This window comes from Lysinibacillus sp. F12, assembly GCF_057773605.1.
Map to the genome: position 1 here is coordinate 512,984 of NZ_JBYMLP010000002.1, position 23,930 is coordinate 536,913.

Sequence of the window (23,930 nt, forward strand, 5' to 3'; positions counted from 1 at the left end):
AATTAGTTATGTCTTGTTATAACGAGTTATAAAAGGAGAAAAACGAAGTGAAAAAATTTTATCGTTTCTTTGCATCCATGCTTCTAGTTGGCCTATTAGCTGCTTGTGGTAATGAAGATAAAGATCCGCACGTAAATGAGCCGATTGAATTAACCATTTCTGCGGCTGCTAGTTTACAAGATGCCTTAGAAGAACTAAAAACTACTTATGAAAAAGAACACAATACCATTAAAATCCTCTATAACTTTGGTGGTTCTGGTGCATTGCAGCAACAAATTTTACAAGGGGCCCCTGCAGATCTTTTCTTTTCGGCAGCCGAGGATAAATTCGATGCTCTTGTAAAAAACGAGATTATTGATCCAAAATTGGGGATGGATCTTTTAGCAAATGAATTAGTATTAATTGTTCCAAAAAATAATGAAAAACAAATCCAATCCTTTGAAGATTTAAAACAAGCAGGGAAAATTGCACTTGGTACACCTGAAACAGTCCCTGCTGGACAATATGGGGTGGAAACGTTAAAAAATAGCCAACTATGGGAGTCACTTGAGTCCAAGATAGTGTATACAAAAGATGTACGTCAAGTCCTTACTTATAGTGAAACAGAAAATGTAGATGCAGGAATTGTTTATAAAACAGATGCTCTTGTATCTACTAAGGTCGAAGTTGTTGCAACTGCAGATGAACGTACACACACGCCGATTATCTATCCGGTTGGAGTCATAAAAAATAGTAAGTATGTACAAGAGGCTGAAGATTTTTATCACTTCTTACAAAGTGATGAGGCGATGGATGTCTTTAAAAAGTATGGGTTTAAAGGAGCACAATAAAGGATGGGTACCGATTTTTGGTCTCCTCTTAGGCTTTCGATAGAAATTGCCTTTGTTGCGGGTATCATTGCTATATTGACAGGTATTTTAATGGGTAAATGGATGGCGACACATCACTTTAAGGGGAAGCTATTACTGGAAACGTTATTGCTAATGCCCCTAGTATTACCTCCGACTGTAGTAGGTTTCCTGCTTATCGTTCTATTTGGGAAGAATAGTATATTAGGGAATCTGATTATCTGGCTTTTTGATCAGCCTGTCATGTTTACTTGGTGGGCCGCCGTCATCGCCTCAACCATTGTTGCCTTTCCATTAATGTATCAATCCGCCAAAACGGGCTTTGCCTCGATTGATCGAGATATCGAACATGCAGCACGTGTAGATGGGGCTAACGAATGGCAAGTCTTTATGTTCGTTTCCATTCCATTGGCACTAAAGGCTCTTGTTTCGGGAGCAATATTGAGCTTTACTCGTGCATTAGGTGAGTTTGGGGCTACGCTGATGTTTGCGGGTAATATTCCAGGGAAAACACAAACAACCCCTTTAGCGATTTATATGGCCATCGATTCGGGGAACATGACCCTTGCCTGGACATGGGTCTTGTGCATGATCACTATTTCATTTCTGATGCTTCTTAGCATTCATGTCCTAAAAGTATAAAAGAGGTAGCTAGTTTAAACTAGCTGCCTCTTTTTCGTCATCCCCCACTAATAGGTGGAATAAAGGCGATTGTGTCGCCCGATTTAACAATGGTAGTATCCGTTGCAAATTCCTCATTAATGGCTGTCATCATCTGCTGTAATGTCAATTGAGGATAGTGCTGTTCCATCCACTCTTTCACTTGAGCAACTGTCACATTTGACAGATCTACTGATAGCTTTGACGCACCAACCACTTCTTGTAAATGAGCGAATAATAAGATGTTAATCACAATTTCCCTCCTCATCTATCGCTGGTTTTCCTTCAGGATATGGGACATTTTCTAATTGATCTCCCATCCATTGCGTACCATCTTCCCAATGTTCTTTTTTCCAAATAGGCACAATCTGCTTAATGCGGTCAATTGCATATTCATTTGCCAAATAGGCTACTTTTCGATGTGGGGATGATACGGCAATGACTACGGCAATATCTGTAATATCCAATCGCCCTACACGATGTGTAATCGCTATTTCTGCTTCCGGCCATAGCTGTTTTAGTTCTTGTGCAATTTGCTCAAACATTTTAATTGCCATAGCCGGGTATGCTTGATATTCCAAATACAATGTTTTCTTCCCTTGGGTGATTTCACGTACAGTTCCGATGAATAGCGTTATCGCACCAGCGTTTCGACTTAGTACCTTGTGCCTTACTTCTTCCACATCAATCGGCTTATCAATAATTTCAAACATTGCTGTCGTCATAGTTTTCCCCTCATTTCATTCAACAAAAACTCCATATATTCTGTATCTTCATAAATAGAAAAGGCTGGGCTCGGTAAATTCTGATCAATTGGATAGCTTGGCCAATATATGACACAAAGGATATTAGAAATTTGTTGTAGTAACACACGGTCCTGTGCTGTTCGTAGTAACACGACTTTTGGGTAATGTTCTCTCTTATATCCCTCAATCAAAATAATATCCATTGAAAGGGTAGCATAAATCGTAAGTATATCCGCAAGCCGCCAGCTATGTTGGTGAATACTTAAACGTAATGTTCCGCCCCCCTCCACTGCTGAAACACGGGCACCTGCCTGTTCGTGTCGATTACTATCCTTTGAAAGATTTTCTACCGGCGCCCCACCATGCCCATGGTGTTTAATGGTCCCTACACGTAGCCCTTCTTTCGTCGCGTGCGTGATCAATTGCTCCATTAAAGTCGTTTTTCCGCTATTTTGATAGCCAACTATCTGTATGATTTTTCGATGTTGTTCCAAGGCCACTCACTTCCTTGCAAATCTTCTAGCAATAAAACTGCTACTTGCATGTTTTTTTCATAGCCACGAGAGCCACCAGGTAAGACGATAAAAGCATTAGCTGACGCTAATGAAGAAACAGCGCTCGATTTATCAAAACCAGATGGTACAGCCATTAGTTGACCATTTTCATAGTATACTAGAGCTCTTACAAAGCGAGTAAATGGATTGGGCTTTGTAAAATCTGCCCCTAAAATAGCCTGCTCTCTGCGGACATGCGGTTGTTGATTGCCAAATGCTGTGCGAATAATGGGACGTACAAATAGCTCAAAACCAACATAGCATGCTGAAGGATTACCAGAAAGTCCAAATAATAATTGATTATCACGAGCAGCAACCGTTGTCACACTCCCTGGACGCATCGCCACTTTATTAAATAATACCTTTGCGTCAATAGCTTTGTAGATAGCTGGTAAGTAATCATAGTCTCCAACGGAAACGCCTCCCGTTGTCAATAAAATATCGACTTCCTGTAATGCTTTTTCAACAATATGAATACATAAATCAAGATCATCGCTAAATTTGCCAAAGTATCGAACCTCTGCACCTGTTCGTTCGATTTGTGCCATAATCATATAAGCATTGCTATTTCGAATTTTTCCTGGCTGTAAAGATTCCTCTGGCTCTAGTAACTCACTGCCAGTAGCAATGACACCCACCACCAATTTACGATATACAGGCACTTGCGCATAGCCAAATGTAGCTAGTAATGCCATAATGCCGGGGTTAATATATTGTCCTCTTTCAACGAGAACAGTATGTTGCTGCACATCTTCACCTTTATAGGAAATATTAGTGCCAGCTACATACGCCCGTTTAATCGACATACATGTTTGCTGATTTTCTTCAAATGTTTGGGTTAATTCTAGCATTACAACTGCATCGCAACCTTTTGGTATTGGCGCACCCGTCATAATGCGTACGGCTTGCCGATATCCGACTACGTCCTCGTAAACAAAGCCTGCTCCAATTTCTCCAACGACTTGAAATATGACTGGCTGTGCTGAGGACGCTTCCTGACTATCAATAGAACGAATAGCATAGCCATCATAAGGGGATCGATCAAAGGCTGGTACATCATGATCGGCGACAATATCCTCCGCAATAAAGCGACCATATGCTTGCGATAATGGCACAAACTCCTTTTTGGCTTGAAAAGCATATTCCATTACACGATGTACAGCTTCCGACACTGGAATTGGTTGTCTCTTTTCCAACATTTAGCACACTCCTTTATCCTAATAAACGATAGTAAATGGTTTTTGCTTTTTGTATCTCCTGAATTCCATGAATCACTACGCGCCCATCCTGAAAAATGACAATGCGATATTCTTCTGTTTGGCAAGAAAGCAAATAGGGATTCATGTGAATATCCCCATAGGGACGAAGTTGGTCTGCCAACTGCTCTAAATTATAGTGAGTCGGATTTGGCGGTCGGATTTGTACAGCATCACGACCACAAAGCACCTCTAGTTTTGTTTGATTTTCATAAGCTAAAGATGGATATGTAGGGTGGTGACCACAGGTTGGACAATCATCCTGACGTATTTTATCTACGTTGATTTCATAATGTTGATTTTGCCAAACATCAAACGTCAAATAGCTTTTTCGTAAGGCCTTGTCATCGCCAACTAGCAATTTTAACACCTCTGCTACTTGATATGCCGCTACTATTTGGACAGGAGGACTAATAATTCCTACTGTATCACAGGTCATCCCTGTTTGAGGCATGACCTTCAGCAAACAGCGTAAACATGGTGTTTTCCCTGGCACAATCGTATAGGTAGCCCCATAACTACTCACACAAGAGCCGTACACCCATGGAATACGATGCTGTTGTGCAAGATCGTTCATCAGAAAGCGGACATCAAAATTATCAGTGGCGTCTACGATGACATCTATATCGTCTAGCAACGGTAGCAATGATTCTGTGCAGGCTTCCATAATGGCGACATGAATGGCGACCTCTGTGTTAATTTGTTGTAGTCGATTTTTGGCTGCGATCACTTTTGGCAATTTCTCTTGTGCGTCTTGCTCAGTATATAATTGCTGTCTTTGCAAATTACTCCATTCCACATAATCTCGATCAATCAGCGTCAATTTTCCAACACCTGCCCGCACGAGTGCTTCTGCGCTAGCACTGCCCAAGGCACCAACCCCTACGATTAGGACATGTTTTTGTTTCATTGCCTGCTGCCCCGCTTGTCCAATAGGGCTAAATAATTGTTGTCTCGAATATCTATTATTCATGAGCATTTTGCCTTTCTTTCTATGAATTTTCGTTTGACCTTTTCATTGATAGCATTATAATAAAGTGAAACTTACTTAGAAATTTTTTTCTATTTCGTGCTCATTCTTCACTTCATGAATGGAGCATTTTTTATTAAAAAACTCCCATAACGCAAGAAAAGGAGGTCGTTCTACCTTGCATCCTACACATCTTCAACAACCCATCCATGCTGCCATTTTAACCGTGAGTGATACACGGACAAAGGCAGAGGATTTAGCTGGTCAGCGCATTCATTCTTTACTTTTGGAGGCTACTTTTGAAGTAGTGGACTACCAAATAACAAGGGATGAACCGCTCGATATCTCAGAACATATTCATACATGGTGTAATCATGCCAACATCAATGCTATTATCGTCACTGGTGGAACTGGTTTTACACCAAGAGACCAAACCTACGACACCATTTTGCCTCTTTTTGAAAAAGAAATGATGGGGTTCGGAGAATTATTTCGAACGTTAAGCTATGAGGAAATTGGCCCCAAAGCTATGTTTAGTCGTGCCACAGCAGGTAGTCGCCATCAAACAGCTATCTATGTTTTACCAGGTTCTACTAACGCTGTGACATTGGCCATGACCAAGCTTATTTTACCAACCATACAACATTTCGTTGGAGAATTGAATCGCCTATGAAAGTTGCTGGTGTTGTCTTAGCTGGTGGTCAATCCTCTCGATATGGTCAACCGAAAATGTTTGAGACGTTTGCAGGACTACCCTTATATAAGCACAGCCTCAATGCCCTCCAAGAAAATCAATTAAATCCTTTGGTGATTGCTACAAACGCTAGCCTGCAACCTAGGTTTGCATCTGAGAATGTGCAATGGATCATTGAACAGCAGCCGCATCAAGGGCCACTTTTTGCCCTTCATCAAATTCTAGCGTCTTTTCCTGACATTGAATGGTTTTTTGTCGTCGCCAGTGATATGCCCTATATGAACGCAGCGTTTATTGAAGAGCTGCTAGGCTATATAAATGATTCTTATGATGCGATTGTTCCTAAACAAAATTTACACTATCAGCCATTAGCGGCCCTATATCGCCACACGGCATTACCCATGGCGAAACAATTGACGGAACAAAGCAAACGGAGTATGAAAGTGCTTTTAGATCAACTTCGTGTATGTTATGTTCCTTTTAAGGAGAACTGTCCAACATTTATTAATATCAACGCTCAACATGATTGGCTACAAACAGTGACAAAGGAGTCTAACAATGAATAATTTTTCCCACTGGAACGAAGCAGGTCGTCCTAAAATGGTCGACATTTCTGAAAAAGAAATAACAACACGTACAGCCATAGCACGCAGTACCATTACATTATCCAACGAGGTCTATCAGGCCATCCAACAAGGTGGTATAAAGAAAGGTGATCCTACACAAGTCGCTCAAATCGCAGGGATTATGGGCGCTAAAAAAACAGCTGATATCATCCCTATGTGCCACCCTATTATGCTACAGGGCACAGATCTGCAATTTGACTATGAGAAAATCGATAATGGTTATGCGCTACACATTCAAGCTACTGTCAAATGCAATGGAAAAACGGGTGTCGAAATGGAGGCCCTTACAGCTGTCTCCATTGCTGCCCTCACCTTTTATGACATGTGTAAGGCGGTTGATAAAACGATGGTCATTAAAGAAACCTATCTTGTAGAAAAAACAGGCGGCAAAAGCGGTACCTTTACGCATAAATAAACAGAAAAAATTCGGCATCTTGCCGATTTTTTTCTGTTTTTATGTTTACCCTCCGATATGGGACATTTCAACTTTAGCCTTTTTCCTATTTGCTATCGTCTGTTCGTTCCGCTCGTCTGAATAGCGATCATTTCTTTCTGTCCAGACACTCTTTATACAATTAAGAATTGCTGTATCATCTTGGCCAGATCTTAATAGCTCTCTTAAATCCGTCCCCTCTGTAGCAAACAAACAAGTATATAATTTACCCTCTGCTGAGAGGCGTGCACGTGAGCAAGACGTGCAAAAAGAATCTGTGACTGATGATATAATACCAATCTCCCCTTGATTATCCTTGTATTGGTAACGAGTCGCCACTTCCCCTAGATAATTAGGAGCAATCGGTCGCAGCGGTGAATGCTGATGGATTTGCTCAACGATGTCTTTTTTGGCCAACACATCATCCATGCGCCAACCATTCGAATTTCCAACATCCATATACTCAATAAAGCGTAAAATATGTTGTTTTTCTTTAAAAAATCGTGCCATTTCTATAACATCTTGGTCATTTTTTCCCTTTTGAACGACCATATTAATCTTTACTTGTAAACCGGCTTCCGCTGCCTTTTCAATACCCTCTAACACAGTTGACACCTTCCCGCGATGTCCATTCATCTCAAAAAAACGCTCGTCGTTTAGTGAATCTAAACTAATTGAAACGCGAGATAAGCCTGCTTGTGCCAATGGCTGTGCATATTTTTTTAATAAAGTGCCATTTGTTGTTAAAGCGATATCTTCTACACCTTCTAGGCGATGAATTCGGGCAATTAATTCCGTTAAATCGCGGCGTAATAAAGGCTCCCCACCTGTAATGCGAACCTTTTTGACACCTAGTGAGACGAATATTTTGACTAATCTTTCAATCTCATCGAAGTTTAAAATTTTATCAGATGATAAAAATGCATAATCAGGACCAAACACTTCAGCTGGCATACAATATCGACAGCGAAAGTTGCAGCGATCTGTCACGGATATTCTTAAATCTCTTAACGGTCTTTGTAGTTGGTCTTGTAGATCCGTCATTTAATCTCCTTCTTTCCGTACATTCTGAGCTGGTATGATGATGCGTTGTGGATGTGTATAAATATTCAATGTTTGTTGTCGAATAAAGCCTACCGTCGTAATACCAAGCTGCTCGGCCAATTGCAAGGCTAATTCGGTTGGTGCCGATTTGGACAATACTATTTCACAGCCTATTTTGGATACTTTTAGTAAAATCTCTGATGATATTCGTCCACTAAAAACAATAATTTTATCTTGTATACTAATATTATGACGTAAACAATAGCCGTAAATTTTATCTAAAGCATTATGGCGACCAATATCCATGCGACTTAAAACAATGCCATTGACATCGCAAAGCGCTGCATTATGCACACCACCTGTTTTTTTAAATATATCAGCAGTATCCTGCATGGCATGCATTAAGCGAAAGCAATCCGCAGCAGTAATTTGCACATGAATATCTTCCATTTTTTTTGCTACTAAAGCATCGTTTGTAAAAACAAAGCCTTGTCGACTCATTCCACAACAAGATGTTATATAGCGTTTGTTTTGTGTTTGCTGATAATAAGGATTGACATGCTTTGTTTTAATGTGCACAAAGCCTTCTTGTTCTTGATGCCAAATGTCCTCAATATCTTCGTAACTACGGATCACCCGTTCGGACGCTAAATAACCGATAACCATATCCTCGACATACTCCGGCGTACAAACCATCGTGACAAATTCTTGTTGATTAATTTTCACGGTCACAGCATATTCTGAGACAATTAAATCATCCATTTCCTTCGCTTGCTGCCCTTCAACTCGCACAATCTTCCTCGTAACGGCTCTCTCCATAAGGCATCCTCCTTTATTCACTTATAGGCTTTTCAAAAACAAAGACGGAAATCGCAAAATCCTCTTCAATTTTAATATCTGAAAATAAGTGGAGTAATTTACTGCCCATTAATTCTTCCATGCCTTCCGGTGGGGATTGTGCATATAAATCTTGAATCATGCTCGTCCTTGCGGCATGAACCATTTTTAATCCTTCGGGTGAACCCGCAATAAATTTTTCAGTTGGAGTGATATTCCCATATAAAGTGGAGACAGCCATATTTTCAACAAAAACCGTATGAATACGTTCTGGTCCTTTACCAAAAACTTCTTTTCGTAATTTACGAATCATATCGTTAAATTCATGAACTTTTTTAGACATAGTAACGATTCTCCCATCATCATTATACTTTTTTAGGCAATCACTATGGGGGTCACCCTTACAGTTTGTTAATCATATAGTAACTTTTAAAAAAATAAAAGAGAAAATATTTTTGATAATTATTCTCATGTAAAAATATTGATAATTCATATTGTTCCTTTTGCAGGAAAGGGCTATAATAATAGCACAAATGGAATTTATGTATTTTGATCCCTATGTCTTCCTCTACTTAGAAGTCGCATAGTGTTTATAAATATTTGAATTCTATGATGACCTAAAAATAAAAGTTGATTGAGTTTTTAGCAAGGCCTGCTAAGAATTTTATCCACCATGAATGTATTAGCATGTCTTAGACGTGCCATTTCATGGTGGATTTTTTTTATTTTTTAACCCGAGACATGGATAACTTGTTATGTTCTAACAATTACTCTATTTTGAGGTAGCTTCACGTCGATTTGGGAATTACAATGATAACAAGACAATCTTTTCATCATTTTTGGAAAGCTCGTATTGTAATTCCCTTTTGTCTTAAGCCGTAACAGGTTGTCCGAGTAGTCTCATAGTGTAAAAGGAGGAAATTACCTTGACTCAAATTCATATTAATGGCGTAACGTACGATGTAAACGAAGGCGCTACAATCCTTGATACCATTAATCAACATGACATCCCTCATCCACAGATTTGTCATGTACCTACCGTCGATCCAATCGAAACGTGTGATACATGTATCGTTGAGGTAAACGGCCAATTAGTTCGATCATGCTCAACAAAAGCAGTCGATGGCATGAATGTATTATTAACCTCTGACAAAGCAAAAACGGCGCAAACAGAAGCGATGGATCGTCTTCTTGAAAATCATTTATTGTACTGTACAGTTTGTGATAATAATAATGGGAATTGTACGTTACACAACACAGCCGAGTTAATGGAAATCGAACATCAAAAGTATCCATACAAACCAAAAGTGGAGCCACATGAAGTGGACATGTCACACCCATTTTACCGCTATGATCCAAATCAATGTATCGCATGTGGACAATGTGTAGAGGTCTGTCAAAGTTTACAGGTGAATGAAACACTATCTTTGGATTGGGAAGCAGAAAGACCTCGCGTAATTTGGGATACCGGCGTTGCGATTAATGATTCTTCCTGTGTCAGCTGCGGTCAATGTGTAACCGTTTGCCCATGTAATGCGTTAATGGAAAAATCCATGCTTGGAGAGGCTGGATTTATGACTGGTCTTAAACAGGATATGTTAGATCCAATGATTAGCTTGATAAAAGAAGTAGAACCCGGCTATAGTGGTATCTTTGCTGTTTCTGAAGTGGAAGCAGCGATGCGTAGTAAACGGACGAAAAAGACAAAAACAGTCTGTACATTCTGTGGTGTGGGCTGCTCATTCGAAGTGTGGACAAAAGATCGTAAAATTTTAAAAGTACAACCTTCCGATGGTCCTGTAAATGCCATTTCTACTTGTGTCAAAGGGAAATTCGGTTGGGACTTCATCAACTCTGAAGAACGTATTACAAAGCCATTAATTCGTAAAGATGATGCCTTTGTGGAATCTTCTTGGGATGAAGCACTTGATTTAATTGCTGCTAAACTGGGGGGGATTCAACAACAATATGGCCCTGGTTCTGTGGGCTTTATCTCTTCTTCTAAAATTACAAACGAGGAAAATTACTTAATTCAAAAAATGGCACGCCAATTGTTTGAGACAAATGATGTAGATAATTGCTCCCGTTATTGCCAATCACCGGCAACGGACGGTTTATTACGCACAGTAGGTATGGGTGGGGATGCAGGAACCATCAAAGATATTGCCAATGCTGGTCTTGTCATTATTATCGGGGCTAACCCAGCTGAAGGTCATCCTGTTTTGGCCACTCGTGTCAAACGTGCCCATAAATTACATGGTCAGAAACTAATTGTTGCCGATATACGTAAACATGAAATGGCTGAGCGTTCTGACATATTCATGCGTCCGAAACAAGGTACGGACCAAGTATGGTTAATGGCAGTAACCAAGTATATGATGGATCAGGGTTGGCATGATGAAGCCTTCATTCAGAAAAATGTCCTACACTTGGATGAGTTCAAACAAGTTCTTGAAAAATACACACTTGATTACGCACAAGAAATGACTGGTATCTCAAAAGAAACCTTAATTCAGGTGGCAGAAATGATTCGCGAGGCAGACGGGACTTGCGTTCTTTGGGGTATGGGTGTCACACAAAATACAGGTGGTTCATATACGTCAGCCGCCATTTCTAATTTACTTTTAGCAACTGGTAACTACCGTCGTCCAGGTGCAGGTGCCTACCCTCTTCGCGGCCATAATAATGTTCAAGGCGCTTGTGATATGGGTACACTACCGAATCTATTGCCAGGCTATCAAAAAGTAACAGATGATGAAGCGCGAGCTAAATTTGAAAAAGCATACGGTGTTAATATTCAACCACAACCAGGTCGTAATAATATGCAAATGTTAGATGCGATTATGGAAGGTAAAATGAAAGCAATGTATTTGGTAGGTGAAGATATGGCACTTGTCGACTGTAATGCTAACCATGTAGATGAAGTTCTATCCCAATTAGACTTCTTTGTGGTCCAAGATTGTTTCCTATCACGTACGGCACAATATGCGGATGTTATTTTACCAGCTGCTCCTTCACTCGAAAAAGAAGGTACATTCACTAATACAGAACGTCGCGTTCAACGACTGTATCAGGTTTTACCGACGCTGGGAGAGTCAAAGGCAGATTGGGAAATCCTGCAAGCAGTCGCTTGTCGTCTAGGTGCTGACTGGCATTACAATCATCCAAGCGATATATTCGATGAAATGGCTAGCCTATCTCCCCTTTTCTCACAAGCAAACTACGATGTACTGGAAGGCTGGGGTAGCTTCTGCTGGGGTAGTCATGATGGGAAAGATACACCTTTACTCTATGAGGACGGATTTAACTTCCCTGATAAAAAGGCACGCTTTGCATTAAATGACTGGGTGGAACCAGTTGAATTTGAGGCACAATATGATTGCCATATTAATAACGGACGTATGCTTGAACACTTCCATGAAGGCAACTTAACGAATAAATCAAAGGGTATACAATCAAAAGTTCCTGAGATTTTCGTAGAAGTATCACCAGAATTAGCGAAAGAACGAGGCATTGAGGATGGAGCCCTACTACGCTTAGTATCGCCATATGGTGCATTAAAGCTAAATGCTCTTGTCACAGATCGTGTACAAGGTAACGAATTATTCTTACCAATGAACTCTGTTAGCAAGGATTCAGCTATTAATTTCTTAACAGGTCCAGCCGCAGATGTGAATACGTCAACACCTGCTTATAAACAAACGAAAGTCCGAGTAGAAGTGCTAAAAGCAAAAGGAAAATCACCACTTCCTCGAACAAACCCACGTTATAAAAAGCGCCATCCTCAAAATGGCGTCGAGGTACAACGGAAATGGAATCGTCCTGGCTACGTTCACTTAACAACTACTAATGAAAGAGAGTGAGAGCATGGCTGTCCCGATTACAAACATAAAAAAGCAACCATTTACGGAAGAACAACTAAAAGAACAAAAAATAGACAATCTAAAACAATTACTTTCTGAACATGAAGAAGCAGTTCAGCAAGTATTTACCATTATGTCAGAATTAAATGATATTGGTGCATTAGAAGCCGCTACTAAGTTACTTGAAGCGAAAGAGGATGTGGCTCATATAGCACTTGGACAATTAACACGAAAGCCTGTGACGAATATTATTAATAATTTGATGGGTGTTGCAGGAGCCTTGACAGAGCTAAATCCTGAAACAACAGCAAAACTTATTGAAGGCTTACATGCTGGAGTGGACGAAGCCAATAAAGCTCTAGAGACTGATGAAAAAGTGAGTGCTTTTAAGCTAGTTAAAATGTTAAATGATCCAGATGTTAATCGTGCACTCAATTTTGGTGTCCATTTCTTAAAAGGACTTGGCAAAGGCTTAAAAGATTAGGTGGTGCCTTCATGTTAACGAAAGAAAATATACTAAACACCTTGAAACAGGTAGAAGATCCAGAGCTTCACCAAAGTATCATAGACTTAAATATGGTGCGAAATATTCAAATCAACGGTACACAAGTATCGCTTGATATCATTTTGACTATTCCTGGCTGCCCTTTAAAGGCAAAAATCCAACAGGATGTGGAGGAGGCGTTAAAAACGCTCGGTGTCTCCCCTGTTGTCATTAGCTTTGGGGCAATGACCGAACTGGAACGTCGCACCTTAACTGCCTCTCTACAAGCGGAAAAGGTGACAGACACAGGTATGCCCAAAATGCTGTTGCCCCATTCTGGCGTTCAATTTATCGCAGTAACTAGTGGTAAAGGTGGTGTTGGTAAGTCTACCGTAACCATCAACCTAGCTGTTGCTCTTGCCCGTCTTGGAAAACGTGTTGGTATTTTAGATGCAGATATTTACGGCTTCAGTATACCTACGATGATGAATGTTGACCAAAAACCAACCATGCTGGACCAAACTGCAATTCCTGTGATGGTTCATGGTGTTAAAATCATGTCGATGGGCTTTTTTACACATGACAATCAGCCTGTCATGTGGCGTGGGCCTATGCTTAACAAATGGATTCGAAATTTCCTAGTCAACACACATTGGGGAGATTTAGATTATCTCCTCATTGATTTGCCTCCAGGTACAGGTGATGTAGCAATTGATATGGCAGCGATGATCCCTCAAGCACAGGAGATTATTGTTACAACCCCACATCTTGCTGCATCTCACGTTGCTTCCCGTGCAGGTTTAATGGCTCAACATACCAAACACACCATACTTGGCGTCGTCGAAAATATGGCCTATTTTGAAGGGGCAGATGGTCAAAAAAACTATCTTTTTGGACAAGGTGGGGCTGAGCAATTAGCCGAATTACTGAATACGAATGTTTTAGCACATATTCCTTTTGCTCAACCTGAAGAAAATACAGGCTCCTCCGTGTATGATGCAGATACAATTATTGGTGAAATTTTTACTCACCTAGCAGAGGATTTGCTCTATCAATAAAAAAATCCCTTGATTTGCATATACACAAATCAAGGGATTCTATTTATTCCCCGCTATTTTTTACAGCTCTGCCCAAATAATCACAAACGAACGTGATCTTTCGAGCATTCACCGTTTTAATGGATTACTAATAGCCAGCCTTTTTTAATTCTTGCATGAAATAAAAACGATACGTATTGTGGACAAATGTATCTAATGGAAGCCCTACATTCACCTGATATTTTGTAAAAATAAAATAAAATCGTTTATCCCATTTTAAACGCAATAATTCTCCCGCTTCTTTACCATGCTTACATGTAAATTCCACAATTAAAGGTTCAATCATCCGAAAACAATATTTTTTTAAATGAGCGAGAGCTTCAATATCTTTATCCCTTTGAAAGCGTGTAATCCAATCTAATATTTGCTCGTTCATTATCTTGCTCCAATCTTATCATTCAGAGTTTCTTCCTATTAAATTATACTCTTATTTAGTAGAAGCGAAAAATACTTTCCCGAGCTTCATCATTTTTTGCCTCAAGTTATATCATCACACTGTCATTTACATTTCATCAACAGGACGATTCCAACGTAGGTGATATTGAACAACTTTATCCCTTGACTGTTTATCTAGGACTAAAAGCTGATCACCCGTCTGGATGATATAGCCCTTCTCTAGCGTTCTTACTTTAGGCTGCTGTTGATAGGAATTAATAGCACCAATCTTTTCTTCCCATAGCAATTGATGCTTTTTCATATCGTACAGCACAAGCATATGATCTGCACTCTCTCGCTGGGTCTGTCGATAGGAAAGGAGGGCAACGCTTTCCACAATATCTATAGCCATCACTTTTGGCTCTAAATTTTGATAATTTCGTATAGCAGGCTCTGACAACACTTGTTGACTAAAATCTTGAATCTCTTGATAATTCTCTAAAGGCTGCTGATGAGTAGCAAAATAACCTGGCAAATCCGATTCAATAAAAAAACGTGCAGATATATAATTTTCAGCTTTGGTATCTTTGTTTAAGGCCTTGCCATCATAATGATAAAAATGGCCATCGACACCTTCTAGATAAAGTTCGTTTTGTAACGCTATCATTTGTTGTGCACCACTGCTCAAAATATCTATTAAAGGCTGATGCTGTTGGCGAAATTCCTTTTCAGAAAGTATTTCTTTTCCCGTTTCTATATCTAAAAGTGACAATTGCCCATACTCCCCATCTCGATGGTGAACAAGTAAGCCACCCATAAAATTCCCAATCAGTGTTTCTTTATAAGAAGCAGATTTTGTCCATTGTTTTTCACCTGTCTCCAAATTCACAGCTACAATAAGATAGTGTGAAATCAAATGTGTAATGCCATTTGATGAACCATTATTTTCATAGCCCTGTACCATTTGTACAGCTATTTTTTGTGATTCATCTGTATAAATAGAGGAGTCCGATTTGATTGGAAAGCTTCGTCCTGCTAAACCAAAAACTATCATGAGTCCATTACTTACTACTAAATAAATGACGAGCAAGCTGATAGAAATAACTAGACGCTTCCGTTTAATAGCTATAAATACTAACAATAACAATCCCAGTCCAAAGATAATCCCTAAAAAAATATCGTGAACAAGCCAGCCATTGAAGCGCCAGGAATACATATACCGTTGAAGAAATTGTTCCACTTTACTACCTCCTCTACTAAACAACCTTAGCTAAAATCAGAATAAAGCACATAGCGATCACATTCCAGGCATTGAAATAAATACCCCTGATGATGACCATTGTTCATTAAGGAAGCAGAAACCTCTTCTAGCGAAAAGCCCGTATAATTGTCAAACTGATCGTCAATGCCTAGCTCCACCATATCACTCCAGCCAACATAGCCAATAAATGCACAATAATCTGAGCAATGGGCTACCCAATTATTCCCTTGCCAGCTCACATAGCCTGGCGTTCGATATAGCACTTCCTCCGCCAATCTAGGATTTGTAATATGTTCATCATGAATTAAATCTTGCTGGTAAGAGCCATCATATTTTTGCGCCGCTTCCCCACTATGGATACATGAAGGGCAAAGATAATCTACATCCTCTATCGCGTAAATACCGCCAGTATAATAGACATCCACTTCCTGTTGACAACAATCGCATACAACGATGTCATCTGTCTCAAAAATTTTCGCCTCTAATGGCTTTGGTAAATATTTAAACGTAGGGATGAACGTTTTAATAGGCCGTTGATCTCGTATTTTTTGTGGCATCAACGGAACCATTGAATTTGGTTGATTTATGTAGGTTTGTAGCGTTCCAAATTTTTTACGGTCTTTTTTATCATTATTATTCATAATAGCAGTAAATAGTTGATAAGCTTCTGGATACATCCTTAGTAAACAATAGACCTCGACAAGTATTCTCAATGTTTCTTGCGTTTGTGGCTCATTCTTTAATTGCTCTTTAAAAATATGCATCCGGTTAACCGTGATTGGTTGAGAAGGATTGAAATTATTTCTAAGCTCTTGCCATTCTTCAGCAATTGTCATCAAAATCTGCCTCCTTCGTTTGCCTAATTTTACTATTAAAAAGAATACTCTTTCATGACTTGGCAAATTTCAACTTGATAATGCATGTACCATTTCTCTTTTCCTAATTGCTGGGCCGCTAAATGCTTGGCATTAGCTTTCCATGCTTGAATAGCCTCTAGTGATTCCCAATAGGATACGGTCATGCCCTTCCCTTCCTCATCCCTTACACTTTCAACACGTATGAAGCCAGGCTGTTGCTTGGCTAAGGCATCTATTATTTCGGCCATCTTGCCATAGCCCTCCCCATCATGTTCGGTTCTTTGTGAAGTAAAGATCACTGCATAATATGTTTCCATTTATTTCTCCCCCTCTATAACTTTTATTGTAAACGATAATGACTTTGACTAAAATCAAAATATAGCAAACGAAAGGATTGTGACATATGGGAATTAATCCAAATATGGCTGAAGTCGCAGCACTCCTCGGCGAAACTTCAAGAGCTACTATACTCTCTAGTATGATGGACGGTCGCCTCCATACGGCTAGTGAGCTAGCCTATATGGCCGCTATTAAACCTCAAACAGCTAGCTTCCATCTAGCTAAATTAGTAGAAGGAAAACTAATAAAGGTGGAAAAACAGGGTAGACACCGCTATTTTCAATTAGCAGACGAGGAAATTGCTCAATTTCTTGAATCCTTCCTAGCCATTTCACCTCCTCCTGAAATACGATCTTTAAAACAATCTAGCCAAATAAAATTGTTGCAGGAGGCTCGAACTTGCTATGACCATCTGGCTGGTAAATTAGGTGTTCATTTGACAGAATCGATGATGCGAGCGGGCTATTTAAAATTAGAAGAAAAGCAGTTTGTTTTAACAGATGAAGGCACATTATTTTTCACATCATTTGGTATCGATTTACCTGCATTAAAAAAGAAAAGAAGATCCTTCTCACACGCCTGTTTAGATTGGAGCGAACGGCGTTATCATTTGGCTGGTGCTCTTGGTAGTGAGCTATTCAATCATTTATTCCAGCTTGGCTGGCTTACTCGTGTCCCTGCTATTCGCGCCATTCAGGTGACGGAGAAAGGTAAAATTGGATTGAAAGACGTATTTCAAATAGAGATGTAAACTAATATTGGACTTGAGGCAAAACATTATGACCTCAAGTCTTTTGTTCGACTAAACGTACGATTGACTAGGTAAATTCCGACTAGTATGAATAATCCCCCTCCCATGAAAGATGGTTGTAATGGTTCATCTAATAACAGCCAGCCCGTTAACACGCCAAAAAAAGGAGCTAAAAACAAATAGGCGCTTGTTTTCCCAGGGTCACTATTTTGCAGTAAATAATACCAGCCTGCAAATTGGATAATGGAGGAAAAGAGGCTAAGCCATAATAAAATCAGCAATGAATGCTGATTGACCATAAAAAACGGTTGCTCTAATAATGTACTCGCTAGGAAAAGAAGCAAGCCCCCAAACAGCATTTGATAGGCTGATAAAACCCAAGTATCAAATAACGCCCCCCATTCTTTCGCTAATAATGTGGCAATCGCCCAAAAAACAGCCGATAAAAATCCAAATAGAAGCCCTATTTTCCATTCAACCTGGGCACCCATCGTAATCATCACACCGATTAAACCAAGAAAAACACCTACCCATTGATGCACATGGTAACGTGCTTTAGTAAAAAGGGTGGCAAATAGGACAACAAGTAGTGGGTTTGTAAATGTTAAAATAGAGGACTCACTTGCTGTAATGGTACGGAGGCTTAGAAATATACACCCCATCACTCCCGCCGTTTGAAATCCGCCAAGGATTAATAGCTTCCCCCACTCTTTCCTTGATGTTGGATGCGGTCTTTTCAAGAGGATAACGATAATAGCCATGATGATTCCTGCCAATATAAATCTCAGGGCAGCAAGCAATAAAGGGGATGAATAAGGTAAACCTAATTTTACGACTGCGAAAGATGAACCCATTAAAAAGGTTGTTACTACTAATAAAGCTATAAATTGATAGTTTTTCATACAACATACTCCTTAGCTGATTTTTGATCATTCTATTTGAATTATAAACAGGCAATGATTCAACATTCATCGAAGTATGGATTACATCTAGTTTTGAAACATAAAAAAACTTACCTCCATCATGATAGAGGTAAGACACTTTCACGATTCATGATTCATAAATTTTTTCAGATTTTCAGCAATTTCTCGTGATTTTGTATGGTGTAAGTAATGATCTCCATCCATTATAATGACTTTGCCATGCACTGAATTTTCAACCTGCTCCTCATGGAGTGGTATCCAGTTTTTCTCAATTCCATCACTGTTGTTCGCCTGAACAAATAACAAAAGAGGTAAATCTTTAGGGAATGTAAGGTTTTCTGCTTCTTTAAACTTTTGATATATCCCCTTTAGTTCATTAGAAGTACTCGTATTATAAAAGTTTTTAAGGGTAATCATCCTAATTTGCTCTTTTGTTTCATCGTCATAAGGTAACCCAGCATATGGATCAGTACCCGATAGTTTTAGAGCTACTCTAGCAATGCCTGATTTTTTCAAAAGCTGTAGCGACTTAATGGGGAATTCTGTATCCATACCACCCTGAGTTGGAACACTGCTATCAATTCCGATAAATGCAGTTACCTCATCCGGATATTTATTGACATAATTGAGCCCATAGATCCCTGCTATCGAATGTCCCATTAACATATACTGGTCAATTTTTAATGTCTGTAGCGCTTCATGAATCTCACTTACTATATTCTCTGTGCTGCGCTCTTTCTTAGTATCATCGCTTAGCCCATAGCCAAAAGGCTCTACAGAAACTACCTTATAGTTTGGAGCTAGTTCTTCAATCAGTGGCTGAAAATCAAGCGTTGGAGCTGCTGTTCCGAAGCCTGGGAGTAAGACAATGGTTTCTGTCCCCTTACCTTGAATAGTAATATTCATATTTTCTCCATTAACAGCAACGAGCTGACCATAGGGTTCTATTTTACCTTGTTCTATTTTGTTGAAAATAATGTTAACTGTAAAAACAATAGCGAGTAGTAGCACTCCTATTGCACCTATAATCGCTATCGATTTCAATAATATTCTAGTAAATTTTTTCATGTTTGACGCACGAGGGGGTTCACCTTTACTCATGCCTGCCTCCTTTACACTGTTGTTAACAGCTACCTTATGAGCCGTTAACAACAGTGTAAAGGACGAAGATGTCTTCCCAATGACGGTAATATGAACGCAATATGAACAATAAAAAAAAATGGTACGATATCCTACATGAAGAATCACATAGGAATCGTACAATCGTACCTTTTATTTTTTAATTAGCTGTGGTTGGCAATGTAACAATAAATGTCGTTCCTTGTTCAAGTTTACTCTCCACCTGAACGTCCCCTTTATGCAAGGAAACGATTTGTTTCACAATAGCAAGTCCCATCCCACTTCCCTCATATTTTCGACTGTGGGAACGGTCCGCCTTAAAAAATCGCTCGAATACTCGCTTCTGATCTTCTTGAGAAATGCCAATGCCCGTATCTGTTATGCGAACTAACACATGATGAGCCTCTTGTGACATGCTAATCTTTATTGTGTCGCCATCCTTTGAAAATTTAATACTATTCGTAAGAAGATTTGTCCATACCTGATTTAATTGGTCGTAATCTGCCATGACATAAACCGATTGCAACTGGAGGTTAAAATGGATGTTTTTAGCCATCCATTGTGGCTGGATTGCGACGATTACACGTCTAATTTGTTCATCTAGGCTTAACGACACAAGCTGCATCGGTGGTGCCTTGGATTCAAGCAAACTTAGTTTTAGTAGGCTATCACTCATTTTAGACATTCGTTGAGCTTCAGCCATAATAATATCAAGATAACGGTTTTTTTCCTCAATCGTTAAGTCTACTTGCTTTAGTGCCAAAGCATAGCCAGATATCGAAGTAAGTGGTGACTGAACCTCATGGGACACATTCGAGACGAATTCTTTCCTCATTTGCTCTAATTGCTGCAAATCGGAAGCCATTTCTTCAAAGCTTCTGGCTAAAACACCTAATTCTCCTGATTGTTTAATGTTGAGCTCGACATTAAAATCTCCACCTGCTATATGTCTCGTCGCTTTTGTTAATTTTTTAATCGGTCTGACTAAAAACATAGCCGCTATTAGAAATACTACACTGCCTATAACTAGCGCATATGTGGAAAAATTTAAAATTAACGTGAGCGCAAATGAGACCGAGGAGACAGCTTTTGGTTCGATAAACATCGCTTTGGTTCCTTTGTCAGTTGTTAAAGGCATACCGACAAGTCCTGAAGAAACGTTCGGATTCACTTGCACAACTTTACCATCCAACACGTCTCGAACCTGCTTCTTAGTCACTTTATTCAATGTATCACTTTGAGCGTCTCCATAAGCCTTCATCCCCCCTGCTTCATCATAAACATAGACATCATACGATTTCAGTTGATTCATTTGGCTAAGTAAATGGTCTGCCTCCTGAAAAGGCATTGTGTCAAAAATTAAGACAATGTCCTGTCCAAAATTCAGCAAGGGGATTTGTAAGTATTCATTCAATTTATCTTTAAATAACCATGTGGCTACGAAGAAGGAAACGACTGTACCACCAATGACCGCAACTAGAAATGTTAACACGACGCGTGTATATAAAGATTTGATCATTCATCAACCTCTAGCCTGTAACCAAGACCTCGTATCGTCTCAATATGAAAATCAGCTATCAAAGCGAAGCGCTCACGCAAGCGCTTTATATGTACATCAATTGTTCGATTATCACCAGCATAATCAATTCCCCAAATTTGATCGATCAGCTGTTCACGTGTATATACCTGTCCAGGTGTTTCGGCTAACTTATATAATAATTCAAACTCTTTAAGTGGCAGCGTAATAGCATCCGTTCCAGTCATAATTTTAAAGGTCTGACGGTCAAGAGTAATAGCTCCGAGCTGAATGGTCTGCGAATAACCAATTCTGTAGCGCTTTAATAAAGCCTTTACACGTACCGTCAGCTCTAAAGGATCGAATGGCTTGGTCAAATAATCATCTGTCCCGAGCTCAAAGCCTTTGACTTTTTCCCACGTCTCACCTCTTGCTGTCAGCATGAGTAATGGGATTTCAGCATTGGCTCTCCGTAGCTCCTTACATAGAGTCCAACCATCCATCGTTGGCATCATAATATCAAGCACTACGAGATCAACAGGTGTTGAGTGATAGATGGATAATGCTTCCTTACCATCTTCGGCTTCCACTGTTGCGAATCCTTCCTTGCGCAGAAACAGGCATACAAGCTCGCGAATATTCGGATCGTCATCAGCAACAAGTATAGTTGTCATACATCCGTTCCCTCATTTCCAATATAAAAGTCAACCCTATTATACTATAAATGAACTTCACTTCTCACCTTCATGCCTCTCCTTTCAAGGGAACTCTTCCTTAAGACCCGCAGCTTTTCTTCATTTCTTCTCTTTTTACATAAAATGAAACTTTTGGGTTTTGAATCCGTACTATTTAGAAAATATTGATTTTTCTGGAGGTCATATGTTTAAAATTAGAGGCTTTACCCTTATCTTTATATGCTTTTTAACAGCCTGCTCTCAGAATACCGCAATTCCTAAAGAGCAAATACAAGAAGAAAAAAATAAAGAGAATATCGTGGTAACAGCAGATGGTAAACTTACCTTTGAGATTATTAATAACATGGAGGCTCCCCAAGAAACTGTAGATACGATAAAAGATGAACTATGTAAGGCTTATGAGAATATTTTGCAATCCATCCATACATCCTATGTTCCATCTGAGCATATAACAGTATTTCTAAATGATGGTACTCCCTCATGGGGATTAGCATCAAAAATCGTGTTAGATCTCAGCTTAGAAAATCCCCCACTTGTCCATGAATTGACACATTCCTTACTTGGTTACGGGGGCAATTTTGATACCGATAATGGCTACTTTACGCAGGAAGGTTATGCGGTTTATATGGACGATCAATTCGGTAAAAATGAATTAAATCTTGAAAAGTATATGAAGCATTTTCTGGATTCAGACAAATTAATTCCCATTAGCAAATTAATAGACCCAAATCAAGATGATCATTATTTTCGCGCAGAGCTTCCAAACAAAGAAGAACAGAGTGTCCTTTGGGGGATGAGCTATATACATGCTGCTTCATTTGTTAAATATTTAGTTGAAACGTACGGGATAGAAAAGTTTGAACAAATCTATGATAAGAAAGACCTGGCAAAGAAAATAGAAGTAGTATACGGAAAAAGCGTTAGTGAAATTGAAATGGATTGGTTAGCCTTTATTAACAATCAACCACGGTTTACCTATGAAGAAAAATTAAAATTGCCTGATTTCTATGATACTAATACAATTATTCTCCAGCTTGATCCTACATTTTTTGAAAGGTAGTAAAGAGACCCACGTCAGCACAAAAAATCTAAGTTCGGACCATACCGGACTTAGATTTTTCCTTTTTCCCTATAAGTAAAAGTATGCTCGTAAATCTAGCACCCTCAATTAGGCAATCAGTTTTGCAAACCATGCCACATAATGAGCTCCTGGGATGAATAATAACTGTGCCACAATCGTTCCTAAAAATCTTGAAAACATCATCATGACCGAGGCTCTTTTTAAATCTATATAGCTCCCCCTTTTATTAATTACATCATCGGCAAGAATGGAGATTTTTGGATCAATGAATAGAATTAATAGAATGGTCGCTATGCCATTAATTAAACCAGATGCCATAACGGCAGTTGTTTTTAATTCTGGGACTAATAAAGTGGCATACAAAGCTGATAAAACGCCAATCGTATAGATTGCCGTAATGACTATATTGGTAATAAATAATTGCAGAGGGATATCTCCCAATCCTATATCTTTTAAATAGGTAAAGCGTGGCTTATGAATATGCTTCAAGCTACGTCTTACATATTCAAATGTAAAACCCTTTTTCAGTAATGCTGGGATGGAACCCCTTTCCTCAGCCAGATGAACGATAGCTCTTGAAAAAATGGCCACGAAAGTTGGGATGAGTAAGATGCCTACTAGTGTTCCAACTGATGCCGCTCCAATAATTATACGAAACTGCTGTTCTACATGTGTCAAGGCATCGCCCACAGGTGCAGTATCGACCAAACTACCAGTAAATGGTTGTTGCATCATATTAGCGAGCCGTGAAACCATGACCATTACATTAAAAAGTGCTAAAGCAGATGCTAGTAATCTGACACGCGCACCTGATAAACGTACGGCATAGGCAAGCGTTTCAATGGCATGAATGATTAAAATAAACAAGGCAATCATTATCAATTTATTTGTTATTAAATCC

General features: G+C 39.3%; 27 protein-coding genes. 10 read left to right on the top strand and 17 right to left on the bottom strand.

Features of this window, described 5'->3' with window-relative positions; translation table 11 throughout:
• Positions 1 to 47: 47 nt before the first annotated feature.
• Together modA and modB are read left to right on the top strand one after the other, a co-directional pair.
• The gene (gene modA / locus AC3CH7_RS09600) at positions 48 to 830 is read left to right on the top strand and encodes a molybdate ABC transporter substrate-binding protein (protein ID WP_036161998.1); all 783 of its coding nucleotides are present in this window, start codon (positions 48 to 50) and stop codon (positions 828 to 830) included.
• 3 nt (positions 831 to 833) lie between these two features.
• A complete protein-coding gene (gene modB / locus AC3CH7_RS09605) occupies positions 834 to 1,490 on the top strand; it encodes a molybdate ABC transporter permease subunit (RefSeq protein ID WP_012294876.1) in 657 nt (218 codons plus the stop codon).
• 37 nt (positions 1,491 to 1,527) lie between these two features.
• On the opposite strand, the gene moaD is transcribed toward modB, so the two are convergent.
• The 5 genes from moaD to AC3CH7_RS09630 are packed head-to-tail and all read right to left on the bottom strand — an operon-like array spanning position 1,528 to position 5,037.
• Positions 1,528 to 1,761 carry a molybdopterin converting factor subunit 1 gene (gene moaD, locus AC3CH7_RS09610; protein WP_036216705.1) on the bottom strand — a complete coding sequence of 78 codons (234 nt, stop codon included), beginning with the start codon at positions 1,759 to 1,761 and terminating at the stop codon, positions 1,528 to 1,530.
• Positions 1,754 to 2,233, bottom strand: coding sequence for a molybdenum cofactor biosynthesis protein MoaE (locus AC3CH7_RS09615; protein WP_031416166.1), 480 nt, complete (start codon positions 2,231 to 2,233; stop codon positions 1,754 to 1,756). Before AC3CH7_RS09615 ends, moaD begins: the two co-directional genes overlap by 8 nt.
• Positions 2,230 to 2,754, bottom strand: a complete 525-nt coding sequence (mobB, locus tag AC3CH7_RS09620; protein ID WP_012294879.1) for a molybdopterin-guanine dinucleotide biosynthesis protein B — start codon at positions 2,752 to 2,754, stop codon at positions 2,230 to 2,232. Before mobB ends, AC3CH7_RS09615 begins: the two co-directional genes overlap by 4 nt.
• Entirely contained in the window at positions 2,718 to 4,004 is a 1,287-nt protein-coding gene (locus AC3CH7_RS09625) for a molybdopterin molybdotransferase MoeA (protein ID WP_269204008.1), read from the bottom strand. The genes mobB and AC3CH7_RS09625 overlap by 37 nt, the downstream gene beginning before the upstream one ends.
• A gap of 16 nt (positions 4,005 to 4,020) precedes the next feature.
• Positions 4,021 to 5,037, bottom strand: a complete 1,017-nt coding sequence (locus AC3CH7_RS09630; protein ID WP_036162808.1) for a thiazole biosynthesis adenylyltransferase ThiF — start codon at positions 5,035 to 5,037, stop codon at positions 4,021 to 4,023.
• Between the two features lie 175 nt (positions 5,038 to 5,212).
• Here AC3CH7_RS09630 and AC3CH7_RS09635 point away from each other — a divergent pair, with 175 nt between their 5' ends.
• Genes AC3CH7_RS09635 through moaC form a run of 3 tightly spaced genes read left to right on the top strand, consistent with a single transcriptional unit; the run spans position 5,213 to position 6,769 of the window.
• On the top strand, positions 5,213 to 5,707 hold the full coding sequence (locus AC3CH7_RS09635; protein WP_031416173.1) for a MogA/MoaB family molybdenum cofactor biosynthesis protein: 495 nt from the start codon (positions 5,213 to 5,215) through the stop codon (positions 5,705 to 5,707).
• A complete protein-coding gene (locus tag AC3CH7_RS09640; protein ID WP_012294883.1) occupies positions 5,704 to 6,294 on the top strand; it encodes a molybdenum cofactor guanylyltransferase in 591 nt (196 codons plus the stop codon). The genes AC3CH7_RS09635 and AC3CH7_RS09640 overlap by 4 nt, the downstream gene beginning before the upstream one ends.
• Positions 6,287 to 6,769 (top strand): cyclic pyranopterin monophosphate synthase MoaC, encoded by a 483-nt coding sequence (moaC, locus tag AC3CH7_RS09645; RefSeq protein ID WP_012294884.1) that lies wholly within the window; start codon positions 6,287 to 6,289, stop codon positions 6,767 to 6,769. The genes AC3CH7_RS09640 and moaC overlap by 8 nt, the downstream gene beginning before the upstream one ends.
• Before the next feature lie 45 nt (positions 6,770 to 6,814).
• On the opposite strand, the gene moaA is transcribed toward moaC, so the two are convergent.
• The 3 genes from moaA to AC3CH7_RS09660 are packed head-to-tail and all read right to left on the bottom strand — an operon-like array spanning position 6,815 to position 9,011.
• Entirely contained in the window at positions 6,815 to 7,831 is a 1,017-nt protein-coding gene (gene moaA / locus AC3CH7_RS09650; RefSeq protein ID WP_036162002.1) for a GTP 3',8-cyclase MoaA, read from the bottom strand.
• Positions 7,832 to 8,650: a formate dehydrogenase accessory sulfurtransferase FdhD gene (fdhD, locus tag AC3CH7_RS09655; protein WP_031416178.1), complete on the bottom strand. Its 819-nt coding sequence runs from the start codon at positions 8,648 to 8,650 to the stop codon at positions 7,832 to 7,834.
• 13 nt (positions 8,651 to 8,663) lie between these two features.
• Positions 8,664 to 9,011 (bottom strand): Na-translocating system protein MpsC family protein, encoded by a 348-nt coding sequence (locus AC3CH7_RS09660; RefSeq protein WP_031416179.1) that lies wholly within the window; start codon positions 9,009 to 9,011, stop codon positions 8,664 to 8,666.
• A 583-nt stretch (positions 9,012 to 9,594) separates the two neighbouring features.
• Here AC3CH7_RS09660 and fdhF point away from each other — a divergent pair.
• From fdhF to AC3CH7_RS09675, 3 genes are read left to right on the top strand one after another with little or no spacing between them, the layout of a single operon-like run.
• Positions 9,595 to 12,531: a formate dehydrogenase subunit alpha gene (fdhF, locus tag AC3CH7_RS09665; protein ID WP_198696051.1), complete on the top strand. Its 2,937-nt coding sequence runs from the start codon at positions 9,595 to 9,597 to the stop codon at positions 12,529 to 12,531.
• A gap of 4 nt (positions 12,532 to 12,535) precedes the next feature.
• Positions 12,536 to 13,015, top strand: a complete 480-nt coding sequence (locus AC3CH7_RS09670; protein WP_031416181.1) for a helical membrane plugin domain-containing protein — start codon at positions 12,536 to 12,538, stop codon at positions 13,013 to 13,015.
• Between the two features lie 11 nt (positions 13,016 to 13,026).
• The gene (locus AC3CH7_RS09675; RefSeq protein ID WP_332289844.1) at positions 13,027 to 14,073 is read left to right on the top strand and encodes an Mrp/NBP35 family ATP-binding protein; all 1,047 of its coding nucleotides are present in this window, start codon (positions 13,027 to 13,029) and stop codon (positions 14,071 to 14,073) included.
• Positions 14,074 to 14,200: 127 nt separating this feature from the next.
• On the opposite strand, the gene AC3CH7_RS09680 is transcribed toward AC3CH7_RS09675, so the two are convergent.
• The 4 genes from AC3CH7_RS09680 to AC3CH7_RS09695 all read right to left on the bottom strand — a co-directional run bounded on the left by AC3CH7_RS09680 (position 14,201) and on the right by AC3CH7_RS09695 (position 16,922).
• On the bottom strand, positions 14,201 to 14,488 hold the full coding sequence (locus AC3CH7_RS09680) for a hypothetical protein (RefSeq protein WP_031416182.1): 288 nt from the start codon (positions 14,486 to 14,488) through the stop codon (positions 14,201 to 14,203).
• A gap of 126 nt (positions 14,489 to 14,614) precedes the next feature.
• A complete protein-coding gene (locus AC3CH7_RS09685) occupies positions 14,615 to 15,727 on the bottom strand; it encodes a PA2928 family protein (RefSeq protein ID WP_036162004.1) in 1,113 nt (370 codons plus the stop codon).
• Positions 15,728 to 15,753: 26 nt separating this feature from the next.
• The gene (locus AC3CH7_RS09690; protein WP_031416183.1) at positions 15,754 to 16,584 is read right to left on the bottom strand and encodes a CbrC family protein; all 831 of its coding nucleotides are present in this window, start codon (positions 16,582 to 16,584) and stop codon (positions 15,754 to 15,756) included.
• Positions 16,585 to 16,619: 35 nt separating this feature from the next.
• The gene (locus tag AC3CH7_RS09695) at positions 16,620 to 16,922 is read right to left on the bottom strand and encodes an antibiotic biosynthesis monooxygenase family protein (RefSeq protein ID WP_332289840.1); all 303 of its coding nucleotides are present in this window, start codon (positions 16,920 to 16,922) and stop codon (positions 16,620 to 16,622) included.
• An 86-nt stretch (positions 16,923 to 17,008) separates the two neighbouring features.
• Here AC3CH7_RS09695 and AC3CH7_RS09700 point away from each other — a divergent pair, with 86 nt between their 5' ends.
• The gene (locus AC3CH7_RS09700) at positions 17,009 to 17,695 is read left to right on the top strand and encodes an ArsR/SmtB family transcription factor (protein WP_203582498.1); all 687 of its coding nucleotides are present in this window, start codon (positions 17,009 to 17,011) and stop codon (positions 17,693 to 17,695) included.
• Between the two features lie 26 nt (positions 17,696 to 17,721).
• Here AC3CH7_RS09700 and AC3CH7_RS09705 read toward each other — a convergent pair whose 3' ends face one another.
• From AC3CH7_RS09705 to AC3CH7_RS09720, 4 genes are all read right to left on the bottom strand, one after another.
• Positions 17,722 to 18,597 carry a DMT family transporter gene (locus AC3CH7_RS09705; RefSeq protein WP_036216717.1) on the bottom strand — a complete coding sequence of 292 codons (876 nt, stop codon included), beginning with the start codon at positions 18,595 to 18,597 and terminating at the stop codon, positions 17,722 to 17,724.
• Positions 18,598 to 18,738: 141 nt separating this feature from the next.
• Positions 18,739 to 19,719 carry an alpha/beta fold hydrolase gene (locus AC3CH7_RS09710; RefSeq protein ID WP_325881587.1) on the bottom strand — a complete coding sequence of 327 codons (981 nt, stop codon included), beginning with the start codon at positions 19,717 to 19,719 and terminating at the stop codon, positions 18,739 to 18,741.
• 178 nt (positions 19,720 to 19,897) lie between these two features.
• Positions 19,898 to 21,256, bottom strand: coding sequence for a HAMP domain-containing sensor histidine kinase (locus tag AC3CH7_RS09715; RefSeq protein WP_325881589.1), 1,359 nt, complete (start codon positions 21,254 to 21,256; stop codon positions 19,898 to 19,900).
• A complete protein-coding gene (locus AC3CH7_RS09720) occupies positions 21,253 to 21,927 on the bottom strand; it encodes a response regulator transcription factor (protein WP_012294898.1) in 675 nt (224 codons plus the stop codon). The genes AC3CH7_RS09715 and AC3CH7_RS09720 overlap by 4 nt, the downstream gene beginning before the upstream one ends.
• A gap of 205 nt (positions 21,928 to 22,132) precedes the next feature.
• Here AC3CH7_RS09720 and AC3CH7_RS09725 point away from each other — a divergent pair, with 205 nt between their 5' ends.
• Positions 22,133 to 23,008, top strand: a complete 876-nt coding sequence (locus AC3CH7_RS09725) for a gluzincin family metallopeptidase (RefSeq protein ID WP_416277601.1) — start codon at positions 22,133 to 22,135, stop codon at positions 23,006 to 23,008.
• 108 nt (positions 23,009 to 23,116) lie between these two features.
• Here AC3CH7_RS09725 and AC3CH7_RS09730 read toward each other — a convergent pair whose 3' ends face one another.
• Entirely contained in the window at positions 23,117 to 23,905 is a 789-nt protein-coding gene (locus tag AC3CH7_RS09730) for a lipid II flippase Amj family protein (RefSeq protein WP_012294900.1), read from the bottom strand.
• Positions 23,906 to 23,930: the final 25 nt, after the last annotated feature.